The 20,140-nt window shown below is 70.8% G+C and carries 17 protein-coding genes; 8 read left to right on the top strand and 9 right to left on the bottom strand.

Features of this window, described 5'->3' with window-relative positions:
- Positions 1-5 precede the first annotated feature (5 nt).
- From OHB44_RS09465 to OHB44_RS09485, 5 genes are all read left to right on the top strand, one after another.
- Positions 6-1,010: a diacylglycerol/lipid kinase family protein gene (locus OHB44_RS09465; RefSeq protein ID WP_238683263.1), complete on the top strand. Its 1,005-nt coding sequence runs from the start codon at positions 6-8 to the stop codon at positions 1,008-1,010.
- On the top strand, positions 1,003-2,004 hold the full coding sequence (locus OHB44_RS09470) for a YihY/virulence factor BrkB family protein (RefSeq protein WP_238683262.1): 1,002 nt from the start codon (positions 1,003-1,005) through the stop codon (positions 2,002-2,004). The genes OHB44_RS09465 and OHB44_RS09470 overlap by 8 nt, the downstream gene beginning before the upstream one ends.
- Before the next feature lie 70 nt (positions 2,005-2,074).
- Positions 2,075-3,565 carry a phosphatase PAP2 family protein gene (locus OHB44_RS09475; RefSeq protein WP_266303281.1) on the top strand — a complete coding sequence of 497 codons (1,491 nt, stop codon included), beginning with the start codon at positions 2,075-2,077 and terminating at the stop codon, positions 3,563-3,565.
- Positions 3,566-3,576: 11 nt separating this feature from the next.
- The gene (locus tag OHB44_RS09480; RefSeq protein ID WP_330440361.1) at positions 3,577-4,386 is read left to right on the top strand and encodes an endonuclease/exonuclease/phosphatase family protein; all 810 of its coding nucleotides are present in this window, start codon (positions 3,577-3,579) and stop codon (positions 4,384-4,386) included.
- Between the two features lie 67 nt (positions 4,387-4,453).
- A complete protein-coding gene (locus OHB44_RS09485) occupies positions 4,454-5,191 on the top strand; it encodes a hypothetical protein (RefSeq protein ID WP_330440363.1) in 738 nt (245 codons plus the stop codon).
- Positions 5,192-5,328: 137 nt separating this feature from the next.
- Here the strand turns inward: OHB44_RS09485 and OHB44_RS09490 are convergent, their stop codons facing one another.
- Positions 5,329-6,204 (bottom strand): alpha/beta fold hydrolase, encoded by an 876-nt coding sequence (locus OHB44_RS09490; protein ID WP_330440364.1) that lies wholly within the window; start codon positions 6,202-6,204, stop codon positions 5,329-5,331.
- The gene (locus OHB44_RS09495) at positions 6,201-7,163 is read right to left on the bottom strand and encodes a TIGR03557 family F420-dependent LLM class oxidoreductase (RefSeq protein ID WP_238683257.1); all 963 of its coding nucleotides are present in this window, start codon (positions 7,161-7,163) and stop codon (positions 6,201-6,203) included. Before OHB44_RS09495 ends, OHB44_RS09490 begins: the two co-directional genes overlap by 4 nt.
- Before the next feature lie 376 nt (positions 7,164-7,539).
- Between OHB44_RS09495 and OHB44_RS09500 the strand changes: the two genes are divergently transcribed.
- Positions 7,540-8,916 carry a cellulase family glycosylhydrolase gene (locus tag OHB44_RS09500; protein WP_238683256.1) on the top strand — a complete coding sequence of 459 codons (1,377 nt, stop codon included), beginning with the start codon at positions 7,540-7,542 and terminating at the stop codon, positions 8,914-8,916.
- Between the two features lie 55 nt (positions 8,917-8,971).
- On the opposite strand, the gene OHB44_RS09505 is transcribed toward OHB44_RS09500, so the two are convergent.
- From OHB44_RS09505 to OHB44_RS09535, 7 genes are all read right to left on the bottom strand, one after another.
- On the bottom strand, positions 8,972-9,292 hold the full coding sequence (locus OHB44_RS09505; RefSeq protein WP_112585076.1) for a DMT family transporter: 321 nt from the start codon (positions 9,290-9,292) through the stop codon (positions 8,972-8,974).
- 654 nt (positions 9,293-9,946) lie between these two features.
- Positions 9,947-11,149 carry an RNA polymerase sigma factor gene (locus OHB44_RS09510; RefSeq protein WP_442932660.1) on the bottom strand — a complete coding sequence of 401 codons (1,203 nt, stop codon included), beginning with the start codon at positions 11,147-11,149 and terminating at the stop codon, positions 9,947-9,949.
- 63 nt (positions 11,150-11,212) lie between these two features.
- Positions 11,213-11,614, bottom strand: a complete 402-nt coding sequence (locus OHB44_RS09515; protein WP_238686598.1) for a YciI family protein — start codon at positions 11,612-11,614, stop codon at positions 11,213-11,215.
- 104 nt (positions 11,615-11,718) lie between these two features.
- Positions 11,719-13,854, bottom strand: coding sequence for an alpha-galactosidase (locus OHB44_RS09520; protein WP_330440365.1), 2,136 nt, complete (start codon positions 13,852-13,854; stop codon positions 11,719-11,721).
- A complete protein-coding gene (locus OHB44_RS09525) occupies positions 13,851-14,732 on the bottom strand; it encodes a carbohydrate ABC transporter permease (RefSeq protein WP_266303275.1) in 882 nt (293 codons plus the stop codon). The genes OHB44_RS09520 and OHB44_RS09525 overlap by 4 nt, the downstream gene beginning before the upstream one ends.
- Positions 14,729-15,685 carry a carbohydrate ABC transporter permease gene (locus tag OHB44_RS09530; RefSeq protein ID WP_238686595.1) on the bottom strand — a complete coding sequence of 319 codons (957 nt, stop codon included), beginning with the start codon at positions 15,683-15,685 and terminating at the stop codon, positions 14,729-14,731. The genes OHB44_RS09525 and OHB44_RS09530 overlap by 4 nt, the downstream gene beginning before the upstream one ends.
- 21 nt (positions 15,686-15,706) lie before the next feature.
- Positions 15,707-17,035: an ABC transporter substrate-binding protein gene (locus OHB44_RS09535; RefSeq protein ID WP_238686594.1), complete on the bottom strand. Its 1,329-nt coding sequence runs from the start codon at positions 17,033-17,035 to the stop codon at positions 15,707-15,709.
- 283 nt (positions 17,036-17,318) lie between these two features.
- Between OHB44_RS09535 and OHB44_RS09540 the strand changes: the two genes are divergently transcribed.
- Both OHB44_RS09540 and OHB44_RS09545 read left to right on the top strand, forming a co-directional pair.
- Complete coding sequence (locus OHB44_RS09540; protein ID WP_330440367.1) at positions 17,319-19,310, top strand: beta-galactosidase; 1,992 nt, start codon at positions 17,319-17,321, stop codon at positions 19,308-19,310.
- A gap of 37 nt (positions 19,311-19,347) precedes the next feature.
- Complete coding sequence (locus OHB44_RS09545; RefSeq protein ID WP_266303273.1) at positions 19,348-20,124, top strand: DeoR/GlpR family DNA-binding transcription regulator; 777 nt, start codon at positions 19,348-19,350, stop codon at positions 20,122-20,124.
- Positions 20,125-20,140: the final 16 nt, after the last annotated feature.

Consider the following 20,140-nt stretch of genomic DNA (forward strand, 5'->3'; position numbering starts at 1 on the left):
GCGCCGTGGATGCTGGACAGGACAGGCGGCCCTCGGGCGGCGACGGCGGGTTGCGCTCCGCTGTGGTGGTCAACCCGGTCAAGGTCGACGATCTCGACGAGTTGCGCCGGACCGTCGACGACGCCCTGACCGCGGCCGGCTGGCCCGCGCCGCAGTGGTACGAGACGACAGTCGACGATCCGGGTCGCGGCCAGACCGAGAAGGCCGTCAAGGACGGCGTCGACCTGGTCTTCGCCTGCGGGGGCGACGGCACCGTGATGTCCTGCGTCAGCGGGTTGGTCGGCACCGACGTGGCCCTCGCCGTGCTGCCGCAGGGCACCGGCAACCTGCTCGCCGCCAACCTGGGGCTCTCCACCGACCTGGCCGCCGGGTTGCAGGTCGCCGTCGAACGCGGCCGACGACTGCTCGACGTCGGCGCTGTCGAGGACAAGTACTTCACGGTGATGGCCGGCATGGGCTTCGACGCCCAGATGCTCGAAGCCACCAACGAGACCACCAAGGCCCGCATCGGCTGGCCCGCGTACGTGATGGGTGCCGCCCGCCACCTCCGGGACCGGCCGATGCGGGTGCAGATCCGCATCGACGACCGGCCGCCGGTGCGCCGTCGGGCCCGTTCGGTCCTGATCGCCAACGTCGGCCGGCTGCAGGGCGGCGTGACCCTGCTGACCGAGGCCGAGCCGGACGACGGCTGGCTCGACGTCGCCGTGCTCACCCCGCGCAACCTGCGGCACTGGCTCGCGCTCGGCTGGGCGGTGATCCGCCGCAGCGGCCAGGTGCCGCAGCTCGAGATCTTCCGGGGCCGGCGGGTGGTGGTCACCAGCAACCGGGCGCAACCTCGGGAGTTGGACGGCGACCTGATCTCCCCGGGCCGGCAGTTGCGGGCCGAGGTTCGGCCGCAGGCGCTCTGGCTCTGCGTCCCCCAGCCCGAGGACGCCCCCGACCTGGCCGTCGACGCGCAAGGTGCCGGGGAGCGGGGCGAGCAGCTGATCGAGGAAGCCCGCAGTGAGTAGTACCCGGATCGTGCCGGAGACCCGGCTGATGGCCGACGAGGAGCTGTCCGCCGACGACGCCTGGCACACACTGCGCGGGCAGGGTGGCTGGCACCTGCTGCGGGACGCGTTCATCCGGTTCCGCTACGGCGACGGGTTCAGCCACTCCCGGGCCTTCGCGCTGCAACTCTGCCTCGCCGTGGTGCCGTTCCTGATCGCCCTCACCGGCCTGATCAGCGAGCTGGGCGTCGAGGAGGGCGGCCGGGTGGTCGCCGACACCGTCCTGGCGCTCACCCCCGGCCAGAGTTCGCAGATGGTCGGCGAGCTGCTCGGCGATGGCGAACGCGTCGAGGACGCGGGGGAGCTGGCGCTCACCCTCGGTCTGCTCACCGGCCTGTTCGCGCTCACCACCACGATGGCCCAGATCGAGCGGGGCGCCAACCGCATCTACGGCGTCGAACGGGACCGCCCGGCGCTGCGCAAGTACCTCCGGGCCGCCGTGCTGGCCGTCACCGCCGGCCTGCCCGCGCTCGCCGGCTTCCTGATCCTGGTCGGCGGCGGCGCGATGGGCGACTCGGTCCGCGAACACTACGAGTGGGGCGAACTCGCCAACGGCATCTGGGACGTGATCCGCTTCCCGCTGAGCCTCGGGCTGACCGTCGTCGCCGTCGCCGTGCTGTTCCGACACGCGCCGCGCCGCAACCAGCCCGGCCTGTCCTGGCTGCTGTTCGGCGCCGGCATCGCCACGGCGCTGTGGTGGCTGGCCAGCCTGCTGCTCGCCGCGTACGTGCGGTTCAGCGACGGTTTCGGGCAGACCTACGGCGCCCTGACCGGCATGATGGCGCTGCTGCTCTGGGCCAACCTGACCGGGATGGCGCTCTTCGGCGGGCTGTCCTTCGCCGCCCAACTGGAGGCGCTGCGCATCGGTGCGCGGGAGCCCGCCCAACCGGATCTGTGGGAGCCCGACCCGGACCGCGCCGAGCTGTACGACACCGGGGACATGTCGGCGCTCTAGCGGCACCGGCGTGTACGACGGACGCGGATCGGGTAAAGCGCCTCGCCAGAGTCGACAAGGGAGGTGCGGGGTGACCGCGGTCAAAGAGGTGGCGCACCGTCCGATCGGTCATTTCGCCGAACGGAGCATTGCCGGTCTGGTGGCCGTCACCGGTGCCGGGGTGGCCTTCGGGCTGCTGTTGTTGCTCGTCCGGGTGCGGTGGAGCCCGTTGCAGGATGTCGACCACGGGCTCGCCGAGTGGTTCAACGGGCTCGTCGCCCCGCACCACGCGCTGGTCACAGTGCTCCAGGCGGTCACGGACCTGGGCGGCCGGCCGATCCTCATCTGGCTGGTCACGATCGCCGTGGTCGGGCTGCTGATCCGGCGGCAGCCCCGACTCGCCGTCTACCTGATCATCACGGGGGTCGGTGGCCTGATCCTCGACCCATCACTGAAGACGCTTGTCGGCCGGCTCCGCCCGGTCGTGGACGTGCCGATCGCCAGCGCGCCCGGCAACAGCTTCCCGAGCGGGCACGCGCTCGGCTCGTTCGTCGCGTACGGAGCGCTGCTGCTGGTGTTCCTGCCGGCGATGGCGCCCCGCTGGCGTAAGCCGGCCATCGTCGGCGTCGGTGTGCTGGTGGCACTGGTCGGGCTGACCCGGATCGCGCTGGGCGTGCACTTCGTCTCCGACGTGCTGGCCGCCTGGCTGCTCGGGGCCGCCTGGCTGGGCGTCACCGCGTACGCCTTCCGACTGTGGCGCCGGGAGCGGGGGCGGCCGGTGCCGCCGCTGACCGAGGGCCTGGAGCCGGAGGCGGGGCACGACATCGCCCCCGCCCCGGCCGAGGAACACGTGCTGGCCCATCCCCGCTCGGCGGTGGCCGAGCTGCTGGTCGGCTGGGTGATCGTGTTCGGGGCGCTGTACGGCTTCGGCACGTACGTCAGCTACCACGCCAAGGGCACCTTCTTCGACACCCTCGACACGAGGGTGCCGCAGTGGTTCGCCGAGCGGCACACCGAGGTGCTGACCGACGTGAGCTGGTGGTGGAGCAAGTTCGGTGACACCCACGCCATCCTGCTGATCTCGCTGGTGTTCTGCCCGCTGGTGCTGGCGGTGTGGCGGCGCTGGCGCCCGGTGCTCTTCGTGGCGCTGGCGATGGTGGGGGAGTTGACCCTCTTCCTCGCGTCGGCCCGCGCGATCGACAGGCCGCGTCCGCCGGTGGAGAACCTGGACGGGCAGATGCCCACCTCGTCGTTCCCGTCCGGGCACATCGCGGCCACGATCTGCGTCTGGCTGGCGATCACCCTCGTCGTGTTCCCGCGTACCGACCGGTGGTGGCGTTGGATCTTCGTGGGGCTGGCAGTGCTCATGCCGGTCGGGGTGGCCACCTCCCGGATGTACCGGGGGATGCACCACCCGACCGACTTCATGGGCGCGATCCTGCTCTCCGCGCTCTGGATCGGGTTGCTCTACCTGGTGATCCGCCCCAACGAGGACCTGAAGGAAGGCAACCGACCGGCCATCGAGTCGGAGGACGTGGACAGCCTCGACGACGAGCTGGCGCGGGCCGGCCGAGCCGACTAGGCGTCGCCGTCGTGCTGCGGGTGATGACCTGGAACATCCGCACCGGCGGCCGGGATCGCGGCGGCCTCGACCGGCTGGATCAGGTGGTCCAGCTCGTCGACGATCAGGCACCGGACGTGCTGGCCCTGCAGGAGTTGCGCGGCTTCGACCGGGACGGGCTGATGGCCAGCGTGGCGGGCCGGGTGGGGATGATTCCTCACCTGGCCCGGTCCTGCTTCGGGCAGCCGGTGGCAGTGCTGGTCCGGCCCCCGTACCGGGTCGTCGACGCGGGGTCGGTGCGCCGCCCGTTCCACCACGCCGCCGCCCGCGTCGTGGTGGCCACGTCCGCCGGCCCGTTCACGGTGCTGGGGACCCACCTCTACCCGTACTCCGGGGGTCGGCGGCGGATGGAGGTCGACTGGTTGGTCGCCGCGATGCGCCGCGACCGGGGGCAGCTGACGCTGGTCACCGGTGACCTCAACTCGCTCGACCCGACCGTCGACCACACCGCCCGGCTGGCCGGCATGCCCACCCTCTACCGGCGGCGGCACCTGCGTCGCTCCGGCGGCGCCGTGGACACCCGCGCTATCGCCCGGCTGCTCGCGGCCGGCCTCGTCGACCTCTGGCCGGCGGGCAACGTCGGCGCACCGGAGGCCGCCGGCCACACCGTGCCCACCCGGCTCGGCGGGGCCGAGTTCGCCGGGATGAGGCTCGACTACCTGCTCGGCAGCCCGGCGGTGGCGCGGCGCACGCACGGCTGTCGCGTGATCCGCGACGGCGCGGCGGCCACCGCCTCCGACCACTATCCGCTGCTCGCCACGCTGGAGTTGTCTCCCGGCTGACGCCATCCGTCGGCTCGCGCTGCCGGTGCCACCCAGGGCCGTGGCGCGCATCGATTACCGTGCCACAGTGACCGACCGCCGCACCCTCCGTTCACCGCTGCCCGGTCCGCCGAACGATCACCGGGTCGCGTCGGCGAGGGCTCGCTCGGCCGCCGACTCAACGGTCTCGGGCACGGCGCGGCCGGCCGCCGTCGCGCCTCCGCTCGTCGCGGCCGTCGCGCGTGGTGTGGCGCTGGTCGTGGTGCTGCCGGTACGCCTGCTCTGGGAGCTGATCGTGGCTGCCGGCCGACTGCTGCACCGGTACCTGTTCCGCCCGACGGGCCGGTTCCTGCGCCGCTGGCTGCTGGCCCCGCTGGCCTGGGTGCTGCACCGGCTGGTCTGGCTTCCGCTGGTCTGGTGCGTCCGGCATCTGCTGTGGCTCCCACTGGTGTGGGTCGCCCGCATGGTGATCTGGCCCGTGCTGGTCTGGTTGACCCGTCATGGGCTGCGCCCGGCCCTCGTGGTTCTGGGGCGCGTGCTGATCTGGCTGGCCAAGTACCTGGTCCTGTGGCCGCTGTACTGGGTGGGCGCTGTGCTCACGCCTGTCGGTCGGCTGGTCGCCGCCGCGGTGGTCGGCGCGTGGCGGACGGCCGGACGGGTGCTGCGACTGCTTCACCGGCTACTGCTGCGCCCACTCGGGCGAGGCTTGCGCTGGCTGTGGCGGGCCACCGTCGCGCCTGCGGCCCGCTGGGCCCGCCGTTCGGTGCTCGACCCGGCCCGGCTGGCTGTCCGGGAGGTGCTCGAAGGCCTGGGCCTGCGCCGTTGAGACGTGCGGGGCTCAGAGCACCAGATTCAGCAGGATGGTCAGCACCACCGACGCCACGATCGAGAAGAGGATCATCAGGAGGCAGCCGAGGCCCCCGCCGAGCGGGCGGATCTCCGTGTTGCCGAAGCGCATGACGTTCACCTGTCCGTGAGTGCGGGATGAGGGGCGAGCAGGTGCCGGATCACGTCCGCGACGGCCGTCGGGGTGGTAGTGACCACGTTGTGCGCGGCACCGGGAACGACCACCAGGGCCGCCTTCGGCACCAGCCGCGTCGCTTCGTCCCGCCACCGTTGCGGCACGACCGGGTCGCGGTCGCCGGTCACGACGACGGTCGGCGCGCTGACCCGGACGAGGTCCGCCTCGATGGCGTTGCGCACCGAGTGCGACAGCGTGGCGAGGACCCGCCAGGGCCTGGCGTTCCAGACGTCCCGCACCAGGATCGGGGCCTGTAGCGGCGCCTCGCGCAGGCTGTCCACCAGCCAACGACCGAACTGGTCCCGTCGGGACCGGGCCGCCGGGTCGCTGGTCGGCCCGGCCAGCACCAGCGCGCGTACGGCGTCGGGGTGGGTCGCGGCGACCGCGGCGGCCACCTCCGCGCCGAACGAGTGCCCCAGCAGGCAGACCGGCGGCAACTGGTACGCGGCCAGCCAGGCGGCCAGGTGGTCGGCGTGCCGGCGGACGTCGTACGCGCCCTGGGGGTGTTCGCTGAGCCCGAAGCCGGGCAGGTCCGGCACGTACACCTGATGGGTGGCGGCGAGCGCGACGGCCAGCGGGGTGAGATAGCGGTGCGAGACCGCCAGGCCGTGCACGAGCACCACGGGTGGCGCCCCGGTCCCCGGGTCGGCGCTGCGGCGGGTGTGGGTGCGCAGTCCGTCGACGACCCGCCACTCGCTGGTCAGCCCGCCGGCCGCCCGGGGAGCGGCCATGGCGAGCCGCAGCTCGGCCGGCCCGAAACCGCCGACGGCGCTGCGGCCTGTCGACCCGGGCGGTCGAGGTGCCGCACCTCGGTTCACAGCTCGCGCAGCCGGGGCAGCAGTTGCTCCTGCGCCCAGTCCAGGAACATCGGCTGGCTCTCCCCACCCACCTGGATGATCGCCACGTGGGTGAAGCCGGCGTCGACGAACGTGCGGAACGCCTCGACGTGCGCGTCCACGTCCGGACCGCAGGAGATTCCCTCGGCGACGTCCTCCTCGCGGACGAACTGGGTGGCGGCGGCGAAGGAATCCGGACCGGGCAGGTCGGCATTGACCTTCCAACCCATTCCGAACCAGCGGAACTGGTCATGCACGATCTTGCGGCACTCCGCCTCGTCGGGGCCGTAGCAGATGGCCACCTGGCCGTAGCGGGGCTGGCCGGCGCCCCCGGCGTCGTCGTACATCTCGATGATGTGCCGGTCGGGTTCGGTGGAGATGAGGCCGTTGCCGTACTCGGCGGCCAGCGTCGCGGACTGTCGACCGGACGCGGCGATGGCCATCGGCACCGGCCGTTCCGGGCGGTCCCAGACGTAGGCGTCGGGCACGTCGAAGTGGTTGCCGGAGAAGGTCAGCGTCTCCCCGTTGAGCAACGGCCGGATGATCTGCAACGCCTCCTCGAACATCTCGTGCCGCTGCTGGACGTGCGGCCAGCCGCCGACCACGTGCTCGTTCAGGTTCTCCCCGGCGCCCAGGCCGAGGGTGAAACGGCCGTCCGAGAGCGCGCCGATGGTGCTGGCCTTCTGCGCGACCACGGCCGGGTGGTAGCGGCGGATCGGGCAGGTCACGAACGACATCAGCTCCGCGCGGGAGGTGGCGTGGGCGACCGCGCCGAGCACCGACCAGGCGTACGGGGAGTGGCCCTGGGAGTCCAGCCAGGGGTAGTAGTGGTCGGACATCACCAGTTGGTCGAAGCCAGCCGCCTCGGCGCGTACCGCATGGTCCACCAGTTGCTTGGGCCCGGCCTGCTCGCTCATCAGGGTGTAGCCGACGCTGACCATCCTGGTATCCCCTCTCGCTGACGGATCGTTCCCGGGATACCCCGGTGCACGCCGGTCAACCCTCCCGTCCGGTTCGGCTGTCCTCGTGCTTGACGGATCCCAGCCTCCTGCCTACCGTCGCTCTTAACCGGTTAAGAGCCGGGCATGGCGACACATCCTGTGGTGGGGATGACCGCCCCGTGACGGCCCGCGTCCGCGTGGGCCGTTACGGCTGTCCGGGCCGCGGGCCCGTCAACTGAACCGGTTGCGAGGACCAATCCATCGTCCTACGCTGATGCCTGCGCCGGGAGCCGCGCGCGGCTGCCGGGCTGCAGCCGCCTTCCCCTGTCACGTCCCCACCCCTGTCGGGCACCGGGGGTCCTCCCTGAGGAAGGCCATGAAGACTCGACTCTCCGCCGCCGGCGCGACACTGCTCGCGTTGCTCGTCACAGTGCTGGCGTTCGGCCAGCCGGCGCACGCCGCGGCTGGTTTCTCCGTCGCAGGCGGCAAGTTGTACGACGCCAATGGTGCCGAATTCATCATGCGCGGCGTCAACCACGCGCACACCTGGTACCCGCAGCAGACCAGTTCGTTCGCCGACGTGAAGGCGCTCGGCGCGAACACCGTGCGGGTGGTGCTGTCCAGCGGCGACCGGTGGACCCGCAACACCAACGCCGACGTCGCCAACGTCATCTCGCTCTGCAAGGCCAACCGGCTGATCTGCGTGCTGGAGGTGCACGACACCACCGGGTACGGCGAGCAGAGCGGCGCGATCACCCTCGACCGCGCCGTCGACTACTGGCTCAGCCTCGCCGACGTCCTCGCCGGCCAGGAGAGGTACGTCATCGTCAACATCGGCAACGAGCCATACGGCAACCAGAACTACGCCTCGTGGGCCACCGACAGCGCCAATGCCATCAAGCGCCTGCGGGCCGGCGGACTGACCCACACGATCATGGTGGACGCGCCGAACTGGGGGCAGGACTGGTCGTTCACCATGCGCGACAACGCCGCGTCGGTCTTCGCCGCGGACCCGGCCCGCAACACCGTGTTCTCCATCCACATGTACGGGGTGTTCGACACCGCCGCGGAGATCAGCGACTATCTGGGCCGGTTCCGCGCTGCCGGGCTACCCATCGTGGTCGGTGAGTTCGGCTTCAACCACTCCGACGGCAACCCGGACGAGGACGCCATCCTCGCGTACAGCCAGGCCAACGGGATCGGCTGGCTGGGCTGGTCGTGGAGCGGCAACGGCGGCGGCGTCGAGTATCTCGACCTGGCCACCAACTTCAATCCGGCGAGCTTGACCGACTGGGGACAGCGCCTCTTCAACGGAGTCAACGGCATCCGGCAGACCGCCCGCGAGGCCAGCGTCTTCGGCGGCACCCCACCGCCGACCACGCCACCCCCGACGACGCCCCCGCCGACGACCCCACCGCCGACCACGCCGCCACCGACGACGCCTCCGCCGAACGGTGGCTGCACGGCGACGTACACGGTGACCAACCAGTGGCAGGGTGGCTTCCAGGGTGAGGTACGGGTGACCGCCGGCGCGAGGGCGATCACCGGCTGGACCGCCGGGTGGACCTTCGCCAACGGCCAGCGCGTCACCCAGTCCTGGAATGTGGCCCTCACCAGCAGCGGAACCACGGTGACCGCCCGCAACACGGACTACAACGGACGGCTGGCCGCCGGCGCCAGCGCCAGCTTCGGCTTCCTCGGCAGTTGGACCGGCACCAACAGCCCGCCGGTGGTGAGCTGCACGGCGAGCTGACCGTCGGACCGGTGGCCGGGTCCGCGCCAGACCCGGCCACCGGAGACCGTAGTGCTCAGTGCTCCCCGGCCAGGTTCACGATGACCACCCCGGCGATGATCAGTGCGATGCCGGTGAGCTTGGCGAGCCCCACCGACTCACCCAGGAACACCGCCCCGATCGCCACGATGGCCGCGGTGCCCAGACCCGACCAGAGCGCGTACGCCACCCCCACGGGGATCTCCTTGACGGCCTGGGCCAGCAGGAGGAACGCCAGCGCATAGCCGCCGAGACACGCCACCGTCGGCCAGAGCCGACTGAAGCCGGCGGTGCTCTTGATCAGGCTGGTAGCCACCACCTCGGCGAGGATGGCGATCCCCAGCAGCACGTACGCCATGCGTCCCCTCGGTCCTTCGTGGTCGATGAAGCCCGTCGCCACACAGGCTAGTGCCGGCGCTGCCCCCGCCCGGCCGGCCCGCCCACGTCCGATCGACGTCGAGTCGACCCGTCGCGCGGCGTCCCTGCGGCCGTCAAGTGGCGTCCGTACGACCTCGGCCTCTGTCACAGAACGCCTTTGGAGCTGATGTCACAAACGAATCGGTCGTGGCGACGGATCAGCCTTCGCCAACGACGCAGATCCCCATCGACGAATCAGACTTCGTCATCGGATTGGCCCCGCGCCCCGCGCCCCGCGCCCCGCGCCCCGCGCCCCGCGCTCCGCGCCCCGCGCCCCGCGCTCCGCGCTCCGCGCCCGGCACCCGGCCTGGTGGATGAATCGTTTACAGCATCAGCTCCAAAGGGCCCAGAACACACACACACCCACCCACCACCCACCGACACACGCGCGCCGCCGCTGCGGGCAGTACCGCCGCCCTCGGCCGTGCCGCCGGTTCCGCGCGCGGTCGCCCCGGTAGAGGCGTCGGAGTGGGGCTGGCAGGGTAGATCTTGGACACTTTCCGTTCCGCGCTGACGGAAAGTGTCCAAGATTGCCCGCTATGGCGGGCGAAGCTGCCGGGGTCGCGCCGCGCGGGACTACCAGTTGATCTCTTTGTCACGGGAGATCTACGGGCTCGGCGGCCAGTCGGGCAGCTCGCATGGTCAGGTAGAGCTGCTCGGGGCGGCTGCTCGTGCGGGCGGCGGCGACGCGGTAGTCGACGATCGCCTGGGCCTGGTCACCGGCCATCTCGTGCAGGTGGGCGCGGGCGGCGGTCAGCCGGTGGTGTCCGGCCAACTGCGGGTTGTGGGCCAACGCGTCGAGGGCGGCCAGGCCGGCGGCTGGTCCGTGCACCATGGCCGTCGCCACGGCCCGGTTGAGGGCCACCACCGGGCTGCCGACCAGGCGTTCCAGCACCTCGTAGAGCGCCAGGATCTGCGACCAGTCGGTCTGCTCGGTGCTCGGTGCCTCGTCGTGCAGGGCGGCGATGGCGGCCTGTATCTGGTACGGACCGACCGGCCCGCGTGGCAGGGCCCGGGTGACCAGGGCGACGCCCTCGGCGATCGCCGTCGCGTCCCAGCGGCTGCGGTCCTGATCGGCCAGTGAGATCAGCTCACCGGAGGGCCCGGTCCGCGCCGGCCCGCGTGCCTCGGTGAGCAGCATCAACGCCAGCAGTCCGGCCGATTCGCTGTCGTTCGGCAGCAGCGTGTGCAGCGCGCGGGTCAGCCGGATCGCCTCCGCCGCGAGGTCGACGCGGCGCAGGTCCGGGCCGGTGGTGCTGGTGTGTCCCTCGGTGAAGACCAGGTAGAGCACCTGTCGTACGGCGACCAACCGGTCCGCCCGCTCCGCCGGCTCGGGCATCCGGAACGGCAGCCCGGACGCCCGGATGCGCTGCTTGGCCCGGCTGATCCGCTGCGCCATCGTCGCCTCGGGTACCAGGAACGCGCGGGCGATCTCGGCGGTGCTCAACCCACCGACGGCGCGCAGGGTCAGTGCCACCGCCGCCGTCGGTACGAGCGCCGGGTGGCAGCAGAGGAAGAGCAGGACCAGCGTGTCGTCCCGCTCGGCGGTCAACTCCTCGTCCGGGGCCGACGCGTACCGCTGGTCGTCCGGATCCTGGCGGGCGACCAGGTCCTCCCGGCGGCGTCTGGCCTGCTCACCACGGACCAGCTCGATCATCCGTCGGTAGCCGACCTGGATCAGCCAGCCACGGGGGTTCGCCGGTAGCCCCTCGGTCGGCCACTGGGTGGCGGCGCCCAGCAGTGCCTCCTGCACAGCGTCCTCCGCTGTGGCGAAGTCACCGAAGCGACGGCTGAGCACGCCGAGGACCTGCGGCGCCAACTCGCGCAGCAGGTCCTCGATGCGGGGATCGGTGTTCAGCCCTCACAGCTCCTGTGCCGGGGCGGACATCACCGGGTGCACCTCGATCGGCATGTTCAGCGGTCGGCCGCCGGGGCCGGGCGCCGTGGAGATCTGCGCGGCCAGCTCCACGGCCCGCTGCGGGCTCTCGCAGTCGACGATCCAGAAGCCGGCCAGGAACTCCTTCGTCTCGGCGAACGGCCCCTCGGTGACCACCGGCGCCCCGCCCTCACCGGCGCGGACGATCCGGGCCTGCTGCGGGCCGCCGAGGCCCTGCCCGTCGACCCACTCGCCGGCGGCGGTGAGCTTGGCGTTGACCTCGCCCATGAACGCGACGTGCGCCCGGACCTCGTCCTGGGTCCAGGTGTCGATGCTCGGGAAGTCGGTCCCGGTGGCGCTGAACTGCATCAGCAGCATGTACTTCATGGTTGGCTCCTCACGCCTGCGCACCGTCGTCGGTGCTCTCACAGTGAGGTAGAAGCAGGCCCGGCCGTTCTCGACACCCCGGCCGAGGATTCTCCAGAATCTTTTCAGTCGACGGCGTCGACCTCCAGCACCAGGCTCTGCTCCGGGTGCAGCGCGGGCAGCTGCACACCCACGCGGGCCAGCGCCGCCCCGCTGAGGGTGAGACCACCCGCCAGCCAGGTGGGCGGGGACAGGCCGATGCTCGCCGGGGCCGGTACGCCCGACACCGATCGCACCCGGTACCGCCGGCCCGGGTCGAGGCCGGGCAGCCGCACCGCGCCGGGCACCTGCGTCACCGAGGTGGCCAGCCGGGCCACCGCGTACACCGCTCGGGTGTTGTCGTGATCGACCACGCCGTGCGCCCAGACGGCCGGGTCCGGGTGGTCGACCCGGACCACCCGACCAGCGTGCAGCAGCGGGCGAAGCCGCTTGTGCAGCGCCACCCAGGCGGCCAGCTCGGTCTGCTCGGCGGCGCTGATCGACGCGATGTCCCACTCGATGCCGTGGTGGCCGAAGAGCGCCGTCGCCGCCCGGAAACCCAGGTCGTGTACGCGGTTGGTGGTGTGCGAGCGCTCCGGACCGACGTGGGTGCCGATCAGCTCCGGTGGCAGCAACAGCCCCGTCCAGCGCTGGATGCTGAGCCGCTCCAGGGCGTCGTTGCAGTCGCTGGCCCAGACCCGGTCGGTGCGCGCCAGGATGGCCAGGTCCACCCGGGCCCCGCCGGACGAGCAGCTCTCGATCTCCACACCCGGGTGCCGACCGCGCAGCTCGTCGAACAGCCGGTAGACCGCCACTGTCTGCCCATGCACCCCGGGGCGGCCATGGTGTCCGGCCTCGGTGAGGTCGCGGTTCTGGTCCCACTTGAGGTACCGGATGCCGGGGTGGTCGGTGAGCAGCGTGTCGAGACGTTCCAGCACGTAGTCGTACGCCTCGGGGCGGCCCAGGTCGAGCACCTGCTGGTGACGCCAGGCCGGCGGTAGCCGCCCCGGCACGGCGAGCACCCAGTCGGGGTGCGCGCGGAACACGTCCGAGTCGGGGTTGACCATCTCCGGCTCGACCCAGAGGCCGAACTGGAGGCCCTGGCCGGTGACGTGCTCGATCAGCGGTTGCAGGCCGTCCGGCCAGACGCCGTCGTCGACGTACCAGTCGCCGAGCCCGGCGGTGTCGTCGCGCCGGCCCCGGAACCAGCCGTCGTCGAGCACGAACCGCTCCACGCCGATCTGCGCGGCCCGGTCGGCGAGCGCCCGCAGCCGGTCCAGGTCGTGGTCGAAGTAGACCGCCTCCCAGACGTTGAGGGTCACCGGGCGGGGGGAGCGCGGATGCCCGGGGCGGGCCCGCAGGTGGGTGTGCAGCACGTCGCTGAGCCCGTCCAGCCCGGCGTCGGACCAGACCGCGTAGAGCAGGGGAGACTCGTACGACTCGCCGGGGCCGAGCCGGATCTCGCCGGGGGCCAGCAGCTCGCCGCCACCGAGGGTGGACTCGCCGGTGGGTCGACGTTCGGCGAAGGTGACGTGGTCGCCGCTCCAGGCGGTGTGCACCGCCCAGACCTCGCCGTGGCCGAAGCCGAACCCGGCGGTGCCGGCCACCAGCAGCAGAGTGGCGTCGTGCCCGGTGCGGCCGTGCCGGCCCTCGCGGACCCAGGCGCCGTGCTGCCACGGGTGCCGCTGCGGGGACCGTTCCCGACACCACCGGCCGGTCAGATCGAGCAGTTCGGTGGCGACCGCCGGCACCGGCAGCACCGGCGTCAGCTCCCGCAGCTCGTACGCGCTGTCGCCGTCGTTACGCAGGCGGTGCCGAACGGTCAGCAGGCCGTACGGGTCGAGCGTGATCTCGATGGTCACTGTCAGCGCGGCGGCCGGGTCCGACGCCCGGACGGTCACCCGCGCCGGACCGTCGGCGGGCTGGTCGACGTCGAGACCGTCCAACCGGAACGCCGTGGACCAGTCGGCCCCGTCGCGGTGCCCGGCCAGGCCGGGCCGTCCACTCCAGCCGGCGCTCGCCTCCGGCAGCACTGACAGCACTGTCGGCTCGTCGAAGCTGCTCGGCACCACCGGCGGTACTGTCGCGTCGGTGAGCTGGCGCAGGCCGTCGTCGTCGAGGTCGCCGACGTCGCCACCCCAGTGCACGACCCGGGGCAGCCCCGGGCCGCGCGCGTCGAGCACCAGGCTGGTCCGCGCGCGGCGCAGGTGCAGGATGGTCATCCTTTGGAGGCTCCCAAGGTCAGGCCCCGAACGAAGTGCCGCTGGAGCATAAAGAAGATCACCAGGGTGGGGATCGCGACGAGCACGCTGCCCGCCGAGACCAGGTTGTTGTCGGTGAAGAACTCACCGCGCAGGTTGTTGAGCGAACTGGTCACCGGGAACTTGTCGCCGGTACGCATGAGGACGGTGGCCCAGAAGAACTCGTTGTAGATCCAGGTCACCTCCAACGTCGCCAGCGCGGCCAGGGCCGGCCGGCACAGCGGCATGGTGACCTGCCAGTACTGTCGCCAGATGCTCGCCCCGTCGACCATCGCCGCCTCGTACAGGTCACGGGGCAGCGCCTTCATGTAGTTGCTGAGCACGAAGACACAGAAGCCGCACTGGAAGGCCACGTTGATCAGGATCAGGCCCCAGTAGCTGTCGTAGAGCAGCTCCGAGTCACTCATGAACTCCGGCAGCGGTACCTCGGTGAACAGCCGGAACAGCGGGATGAGCAGCGCCTGCTGGGGCAGCAGGTTGGCCGCTGTGAAGATCCCGAGCAGGACGAGGTTGAGCTTCCAACTGAACCGGGCGATGACGAACGCCACGCAGGAGGCGAGGAAGAGGGTCAGCAGCACCGCCGGCACGGTGATGTACACCGAGTTGAGGAAGTGCTGCCCGAACTCCGCCGTCCGCCAGGCGGTGACGTAGTTGTCGAAGGTCCAGCCGCCGAACGAGACGTAGCCGTTCGCTGCGGTGTAGTCGTACGAGCGCAGGGAGGTCAGCACCGCCCAGGCGATCGGGAAGAGCCAGGCCAGCGAGACGACGATGAGGAAGCCGTGCAGCAGGATCCGTAACGGGGTCAGCTTGCGCCGACGAACCGGAGTGTCCACCCTCATTCCCGGTTCTCCCTCATCACGGTCGCCAGGTAGATGGTGATGAAGACCAGCGAGACGACCAGCATGATCGTTGCCAGTGCCGAGCCGAAGCCGATCCGGCTCGCCTCACCCACCACGTTCTGGGTGACCAGCGCGGAGATCAGCTCCAGCCCGTTGCGGCCCTTGTTGACTACCCAAACCAGGTCGAACGCGCGCAGCGACTCGATCACTGTCACCACCAGCACGATGATGTTGATGGGCCGCATGACCGGGAACACGACCCGGAAGAACGCCCGGCTCTCCGAGGCGCCGTCGACCGCGGCGGCCTCGCGCAGCGACGGATCGACGCCCTTCAGGCCGGCCAGGTAGAGCAGCATGATGTACCCGACGTGTCGCCACCCGGAGGCGACCATCACCGCCCAGATGTTGACGTTCGAGTCGCCGTACCAGTCGATGCTGCTGCCGAAGACGGCGTTGATCAGCCCTTGGTCCCGGGAGTAGAGCAGCTGCCAGACGAAGCCGATCAGCGCCAGCGAGAGCACCACCGGCAGGTAGAGCGCGGTCTGGTAGAAGCGGCTGCCGCGCAACTCCTTGTCCAACAGCACGGCCAGGAACATGCCGAACGGGGTGGCGACCACGAACAGCGCCGCCAGCCAGAGCAGGTTGTGCTGGACCGCCGGCACGAACGGCGGGTAGATGTTCACCACGTCGCTGTAGTTGCGAGCGCCGACGAACTCGATCTCGTTGAGGGGGCCGATGCCGTCCCAGTTCGTGCCGGAGAGCAGCACGGTGGCCGCCGCCGGCATCCAGACGAACCCGGTGACGAGCAGCAGCGGGACGAGCACCATCAGCGTGATGACCACGCGGTCGGTGCGGGACAGGAGCCGTAGCCGCCGACGACGACCACCGGTGGAGGTGGTCGTGGCCGGCGGCGGCACGGCGCGATCCGCTTGGATCAGGGGCAGGTCGGACACGATGTCCTCCCCCTTCCGCCGTCAGTCAGTGAAGATCGACTTCTTCTGGTTCTCGATGGACGAGGTCAGGCCGTCGATGTCCTTGGGGCTCTTGATGAACTGCTGGATCGCCGGGATCATCACCGTGGAGGCGAAGTCCGGCCGGGTGTCCCGGTCGAGGAACTGGGCGATCTCGGTGGCCGACCCGACCAGTTCGGCGGCCTTCTTCTGCAGGGCGGTGTAGCCGCTGACGTCCGCGCTGGTGTTGGCGACCAGGGTGGCCGGGTCGTTCTTGACGGTGATGTCGCCGGCGTCCTTGCCGCCGAAGTACTCCAGCAGTTTGCGCGCGTTGTCCTCGTTCTTGGGCTTGCGGGCCATCATGTAGCCGTCGATCGGAGCGTCCAGCGCCTTGGCGCCGATGGCCGGGTCGATCTCGGGGAAGGTGAAGAAGTCGAGGTCGCTCTGCTCCTCGTTGCTGAACTGCTGACCGACGAAGAGGCCGAGCATGTACATGCCGCTCTTCTTCTGCTGCAACGACTGCGCGGCCTCCTGCCAGGTGCGGCCGAGGCTGTCGGGCTGGTGCAGGGGGAGTAGGCCGGCCCAGGTGTCGAAGACCTTCTTGACCTTGTCGGAGGTCCAGGCCTCCTTGCCGGCCATCAGGTCGACGTGGAACTGGTAGCCGTTGATGCGCAGGTTGAGGATGTCGAAGGTGCCCATCGCCGGCCAGCCGTCCTTGTCGGCGAAGGCGATGGGGATGAGGCCGTCCCTCTTCATCTGCGCGCCGAGAGCGGTGAGCTGGTCCAGGGTGGTGGGCACCTGGTAGCCGTACTGCTGCCAGACCGACTTGCGGTAGAACATCGCCCAGGGGTAGTAGGACGCCGGTACGAAGTACTGTTTGCCGTCGTCGCCGGTGGATGCCTTCTTGAAGGCGTCGGAGTAGCCGGAGAGCTTGCTCCACACGTCACTGATGTCGCTGGCCAGGCCCTTTTGCGCGAAGAAGCGCATCCGGTAGCCGGCGAACCAGGTGAACACGTCGTCCGGTTTGCCCTGCAGGTAATTGTTGATGTTCTCCTGGAACGTGTTGTGGTCGACCGTATTGACCGCCACCTGCACGCCGGACGAGGTCTTGAAGCCGTCGGTGACCTTGACCAGGACGTCCTTCGGCTTCGGGTCCGACTGGTTCGAGCCGAGCGACACGTCCTTGCTGGACCCCCCGGAGCCGGAGTCGTCGCCGCAGCCGGCGAGCAGGCCGGTGCCGAGCAGCGCGCCCGTACCGGCCGCGCCGGCCAGCAACGATCGTCGGTTGATGCCGGCGACTGAGGGCGGTACGAGCCGAGCCAGGTACTCGGCTTGGGATTGGGGACGGGACATCTGTGCCTCCTGCGAATGAGAAGGAGCTACGCCCAAGGGCCTCAGGGGTGGTGAAGGCAGGTCCAGCGTCGTGATCACACATTGAGATCCACCGAGAATCCACATTGGCGAACACGAACGGCCATTGGGGCCTCAAGCTACCCTGCGGTCGGGCGCTGTCAAGAGGGCAGTTCGCCTCTGATAACCCAGTCGTGACACGGCCGTTACCTGGTAAACGTTGGAAAGAAGCGCGATGTTGGAACCTGTTGACTTTCGCGGTCCGGCGGGTGCACCCTCAGCTGTCATGCGGCGATGGCAGGGTGACAGCATCTATTTCGGCGGCGACTACAACCCCGAGCAGTGGCCCGAGGAAACCTGGTCCGAGGACGTCGACCTGATGCGCCAGGCCGGGGTCAACCTGGTCTCCGTCGGCATCTTCTCCTGGGCGTTGCTGGAACCCACCCCGGGGCGGTTCGAGTTCGGTTGGCTGGACCGGGTGTTGGACCTGCTGCACGACGGCGGCATCCAGGTCGACCTGGCCACCGCCACGGCCAGCCCACCGCCGTGGTTGGCCCGCGCGCACCCGGAGATGCTGCCCCGCCGGGCCGACGGCACGATCCTCTGGCCGGGTGGACGACAGGCGTACTGCCCCAGCTCACCGGTGTTCCGCAAGCGGTCGCTGGAGCTGGTGCGCGCGGTCGCCAGCCGGTACGCCGAGCACCCCGCCGTGGTCATGTGGCACGTCTCCAATGAGCTGGGCTGCCACAACGCGCACTGCTACTGCGACGTCAGCGCCGAGGCGTTCCGTGGCTGGCTGCGGGAGCGCTACGGCGACCTGGACCGGCTCAACGACGCCTGGGGCACCGCGTTCTGGAGTCAGCGCTACGGCGACTGGGCCGAGATCAACCCGCCGCGCACCGTGACGGCCTTCGCCAACCCCACCCAGCAGCTCGACTTCCTGCGCTTCTCCTCCGACGAGCTGCGCGCCCAACTGCGCGCCGAGCGCGAGGTCCTGAAGGCGCTGGTCCACCAGCCGATCACCACCAACTTCATGATCGGCATGGACGTCAAGCACATGGACTACCAGTCCTGGGCCGACGATGTGGACCTGGTCTCCAACGATCACTACCTGACCGCGGCCGACCCGCAGGCGCACCTCGGTCTGTCGCTCGCCGCCGACCACACTCGGGGCGTCGCCGGCGGCGATCCGTGGCTGCTGATGGAGCACTCCACCAGCGCCGTCCAATGGCAGCCGCGCAACGTGGCCAAGCTGCCCGGTCAACTGCGCCGCAACAGCCTCGCGCACGTCGCCCGCGGCGCCGACGGGGTGCTCTTCTTCCAGTGGCGTGCCTCCCGTGCCGGCGCGGAGAAGTTCCACTCCGCGCTGGTGCCGCACGCCGGGCCGGACACCAAGGTGTTCCGCGAGATCTGCCAGCTCGGCGCGGACCTCAAGGCCCTCGCGGAGGTACGCGGCAGCCGGGTGGACGCCGACGTGGCGATCCTGTTCGACTGGGAGGCGTGGTGGGGTGTCGAGTTGGATTCGCACCCCAGCGTCGACGTCACCTACGCCGACCGACTGAACGCCCTGTACGGCTCGCTCTGGCGGGCCGGCGTGACCGCCGACGTCGTCCACCCGTCGACCGACCTCAGCGGCTACCGGCTGGTCCTCGTGCCGACCCTCTACCTGGTCCGGGACGACGACGTCGCCGCGCTGCACCGCTACGTCGAGGCCGGTGGCACGGCGGCGGTCACCTACTTCAGCGGCATCGTCGACGCCGACGACCACATCCGGTTGGGCGGCTACCCGGGCGCGTTCCGGGAGTTGCTCGGCGTTCGGACCGAGGAGTTCTTCCCGCTGCGCGAGGGCGAGCAGGTCCACCTCGACGACGGCAGCGCCGCCGACGTGTGGACCGAGTGGGTGCACGCCGACGACGCCGAGGTGCTCGCGTCGTACACCGATGGGCCCCTGCCGGGCGTGCCGGCACTCACCCGGCACCGGCTGGGCGACGGTGCCGCCTGGTATGTCGGCACCCGGCTGGACGAGCCGGCCACCGACCGACTGGTGGCCCGGCTGCTCGCCGAGGCCGACGTTCGCCCGGCGGCGTCGGCGCCGTCCGGGGTGGAGGTGGTCCGCCGCCGTGACGGCGACCGGACCTGGCTGTTCGCGATCAACCACACCGACACCGAGGTACGCCTGCCGGCGCGCGGCGTCGAACTGTTGACCGGAGGACACTGCGCCGGCGAGCTGGCGCTGCCGGCCGGTGAGGTGGCGGTGGTCCGTGAGGATCGGACCTGATTCTGACGACGGCCACGGCGCGAAGGAGGTTCCCCACATGCTCGCCCAGCAGCGGCAGACCGCCATCCTCGATCTGATCCGCCAACGCGGCGGGGTGCGGGTGAGTCATCTGGTCAGCCGATTCGGCGTGTCCGACATGACGATCCGGCGCGACCTGGAGGTGTTGGCCGAACGCGGCCTGGTCGACAAGGTGCACGGCGGCGCGACCCTCGCCGGGCCCGGTTCGGCCGAGGAACCCGGCTTCGCCGCGAAGTCGATCCGCCAGCAGGCGGAGAAGCGCGCCATCGCCGTTCGGGCCGCGACGATGGTCGAGCCGGGGATGGCCATCGCGCTCTCCGCCGGCACCACCACCGCCGCGCTGGCCACGCTGCTCTCCGACGTACGCGGGCTGACCGTCGTGACCAACTCGATCCCGGTGGCCGACGCGCTCTACCAGAACCCGCGCGCCGACCAGACCGTCGTGTTGACAGGTGGCATCCGCACCCCGTCGGACGCGTTGACCGGGCCGGTGGCCGAGGCGGCGATCAGCGCGCTCAACGTCGACCTGCTGTTCCTCGGTGTGCACGGCCTCAGCCCACGGACCGGGTTCACCACGCCCAACCTGCTGGAGGCCGGCGTCAACCGCTGCCTCATCGGCGCGGCCCGCAGGCTCGTGGTGCTCGCCGACCACACCAAGTGGGAGACGATCGGCATCGCCACCATCGCCCCACTGGAGGCCGCCGACGTGCTGATCACCGACCGTGGGCTGCCGCCGGAGGCACGCACCACGATCGGCGAACAGGTCGGCGAACTGGTGATCGTGGAACCCGACTGAGCCCCCCGCGCCCCGC

Source organism: Micromonospora sp. NBC_00821 (assembly GCF_036347035.1).
Lineage (GTDB): Bacteria > Actinomycetota > Actinomycetes > Mycobacteriales > Micromonosporaceae > Micromonospora > Micromonospora hortensis.

Excerpts from the sequence above, each read along its gene's own strand:
- OHB44_RS09495 (WP_238683257.1), bottom strand. The coding sequence starts at position 7,163 with ATGGTCAGCGTCGGCTACACCCTGATGAGCGAGCAGGCCGGGCCCAAG.
- OHB44_RS09500 (WP_238683256.1), top strand. The coding sequence starts at position 7,540 with ATGAAGACTCGACTCTCCGCCGCCGGCGCGACACTGCTCGCGTTGCTC.
- OHB44_RS09505 (WP_112585076.1), bottom strand. The coding sequence starts at position 9,292 with ATGGCGTACGTGCTGCTGGGGATCGCCATCCTCGCCGAGGTGGTGGCT.
- OHB44_RS09515 (WP_238686598.1), bottom strand. The coding sequence starts at position 11,614 with ATGAAGTACATGCTGCTGATGCAGTTCAGCGCCACCGGGACCGACTTC.
- OHB44_RS09520 (WP_330440365.1), bottom strand. The coding sequence starts at position 13,854 with ATGACCATCCTGCACCTGCGCCGCGCGCGGACCAGCCTGGTGCTCGAC.
- OHB44_RS09525 (WP_266303275.1), bottom strand. The coding sequence starts at position 14,732 with ATGAGGGTGGACACTCCGGTTCGTCGGCGCAAGCTGACCCCGTTACGG.
- OHB44_RS09535 (WP_238686594.1), bottom strand. The coding sequence starts at position 17,035 with ATGTCCCGTCCCCAATCCCAAGCCGAGTACCTGGCTCGGCTCGTACCG.
- OHB44_RS09540 (WP_330440367.1), top strand. The coding sequence starts at position 17,319 with ATGCGGCGATGGCAGGGTGACAGCATCTATTTCGGCGGCGACTACAAC.
- OHB44_RS09545 (WP_266303273.1), top strand. The coding sequence starts at position 19,348 with ATGCTCGCCCAGCAGCGGCAGACCGCCATCCTCGATCTGATCCGCCAA.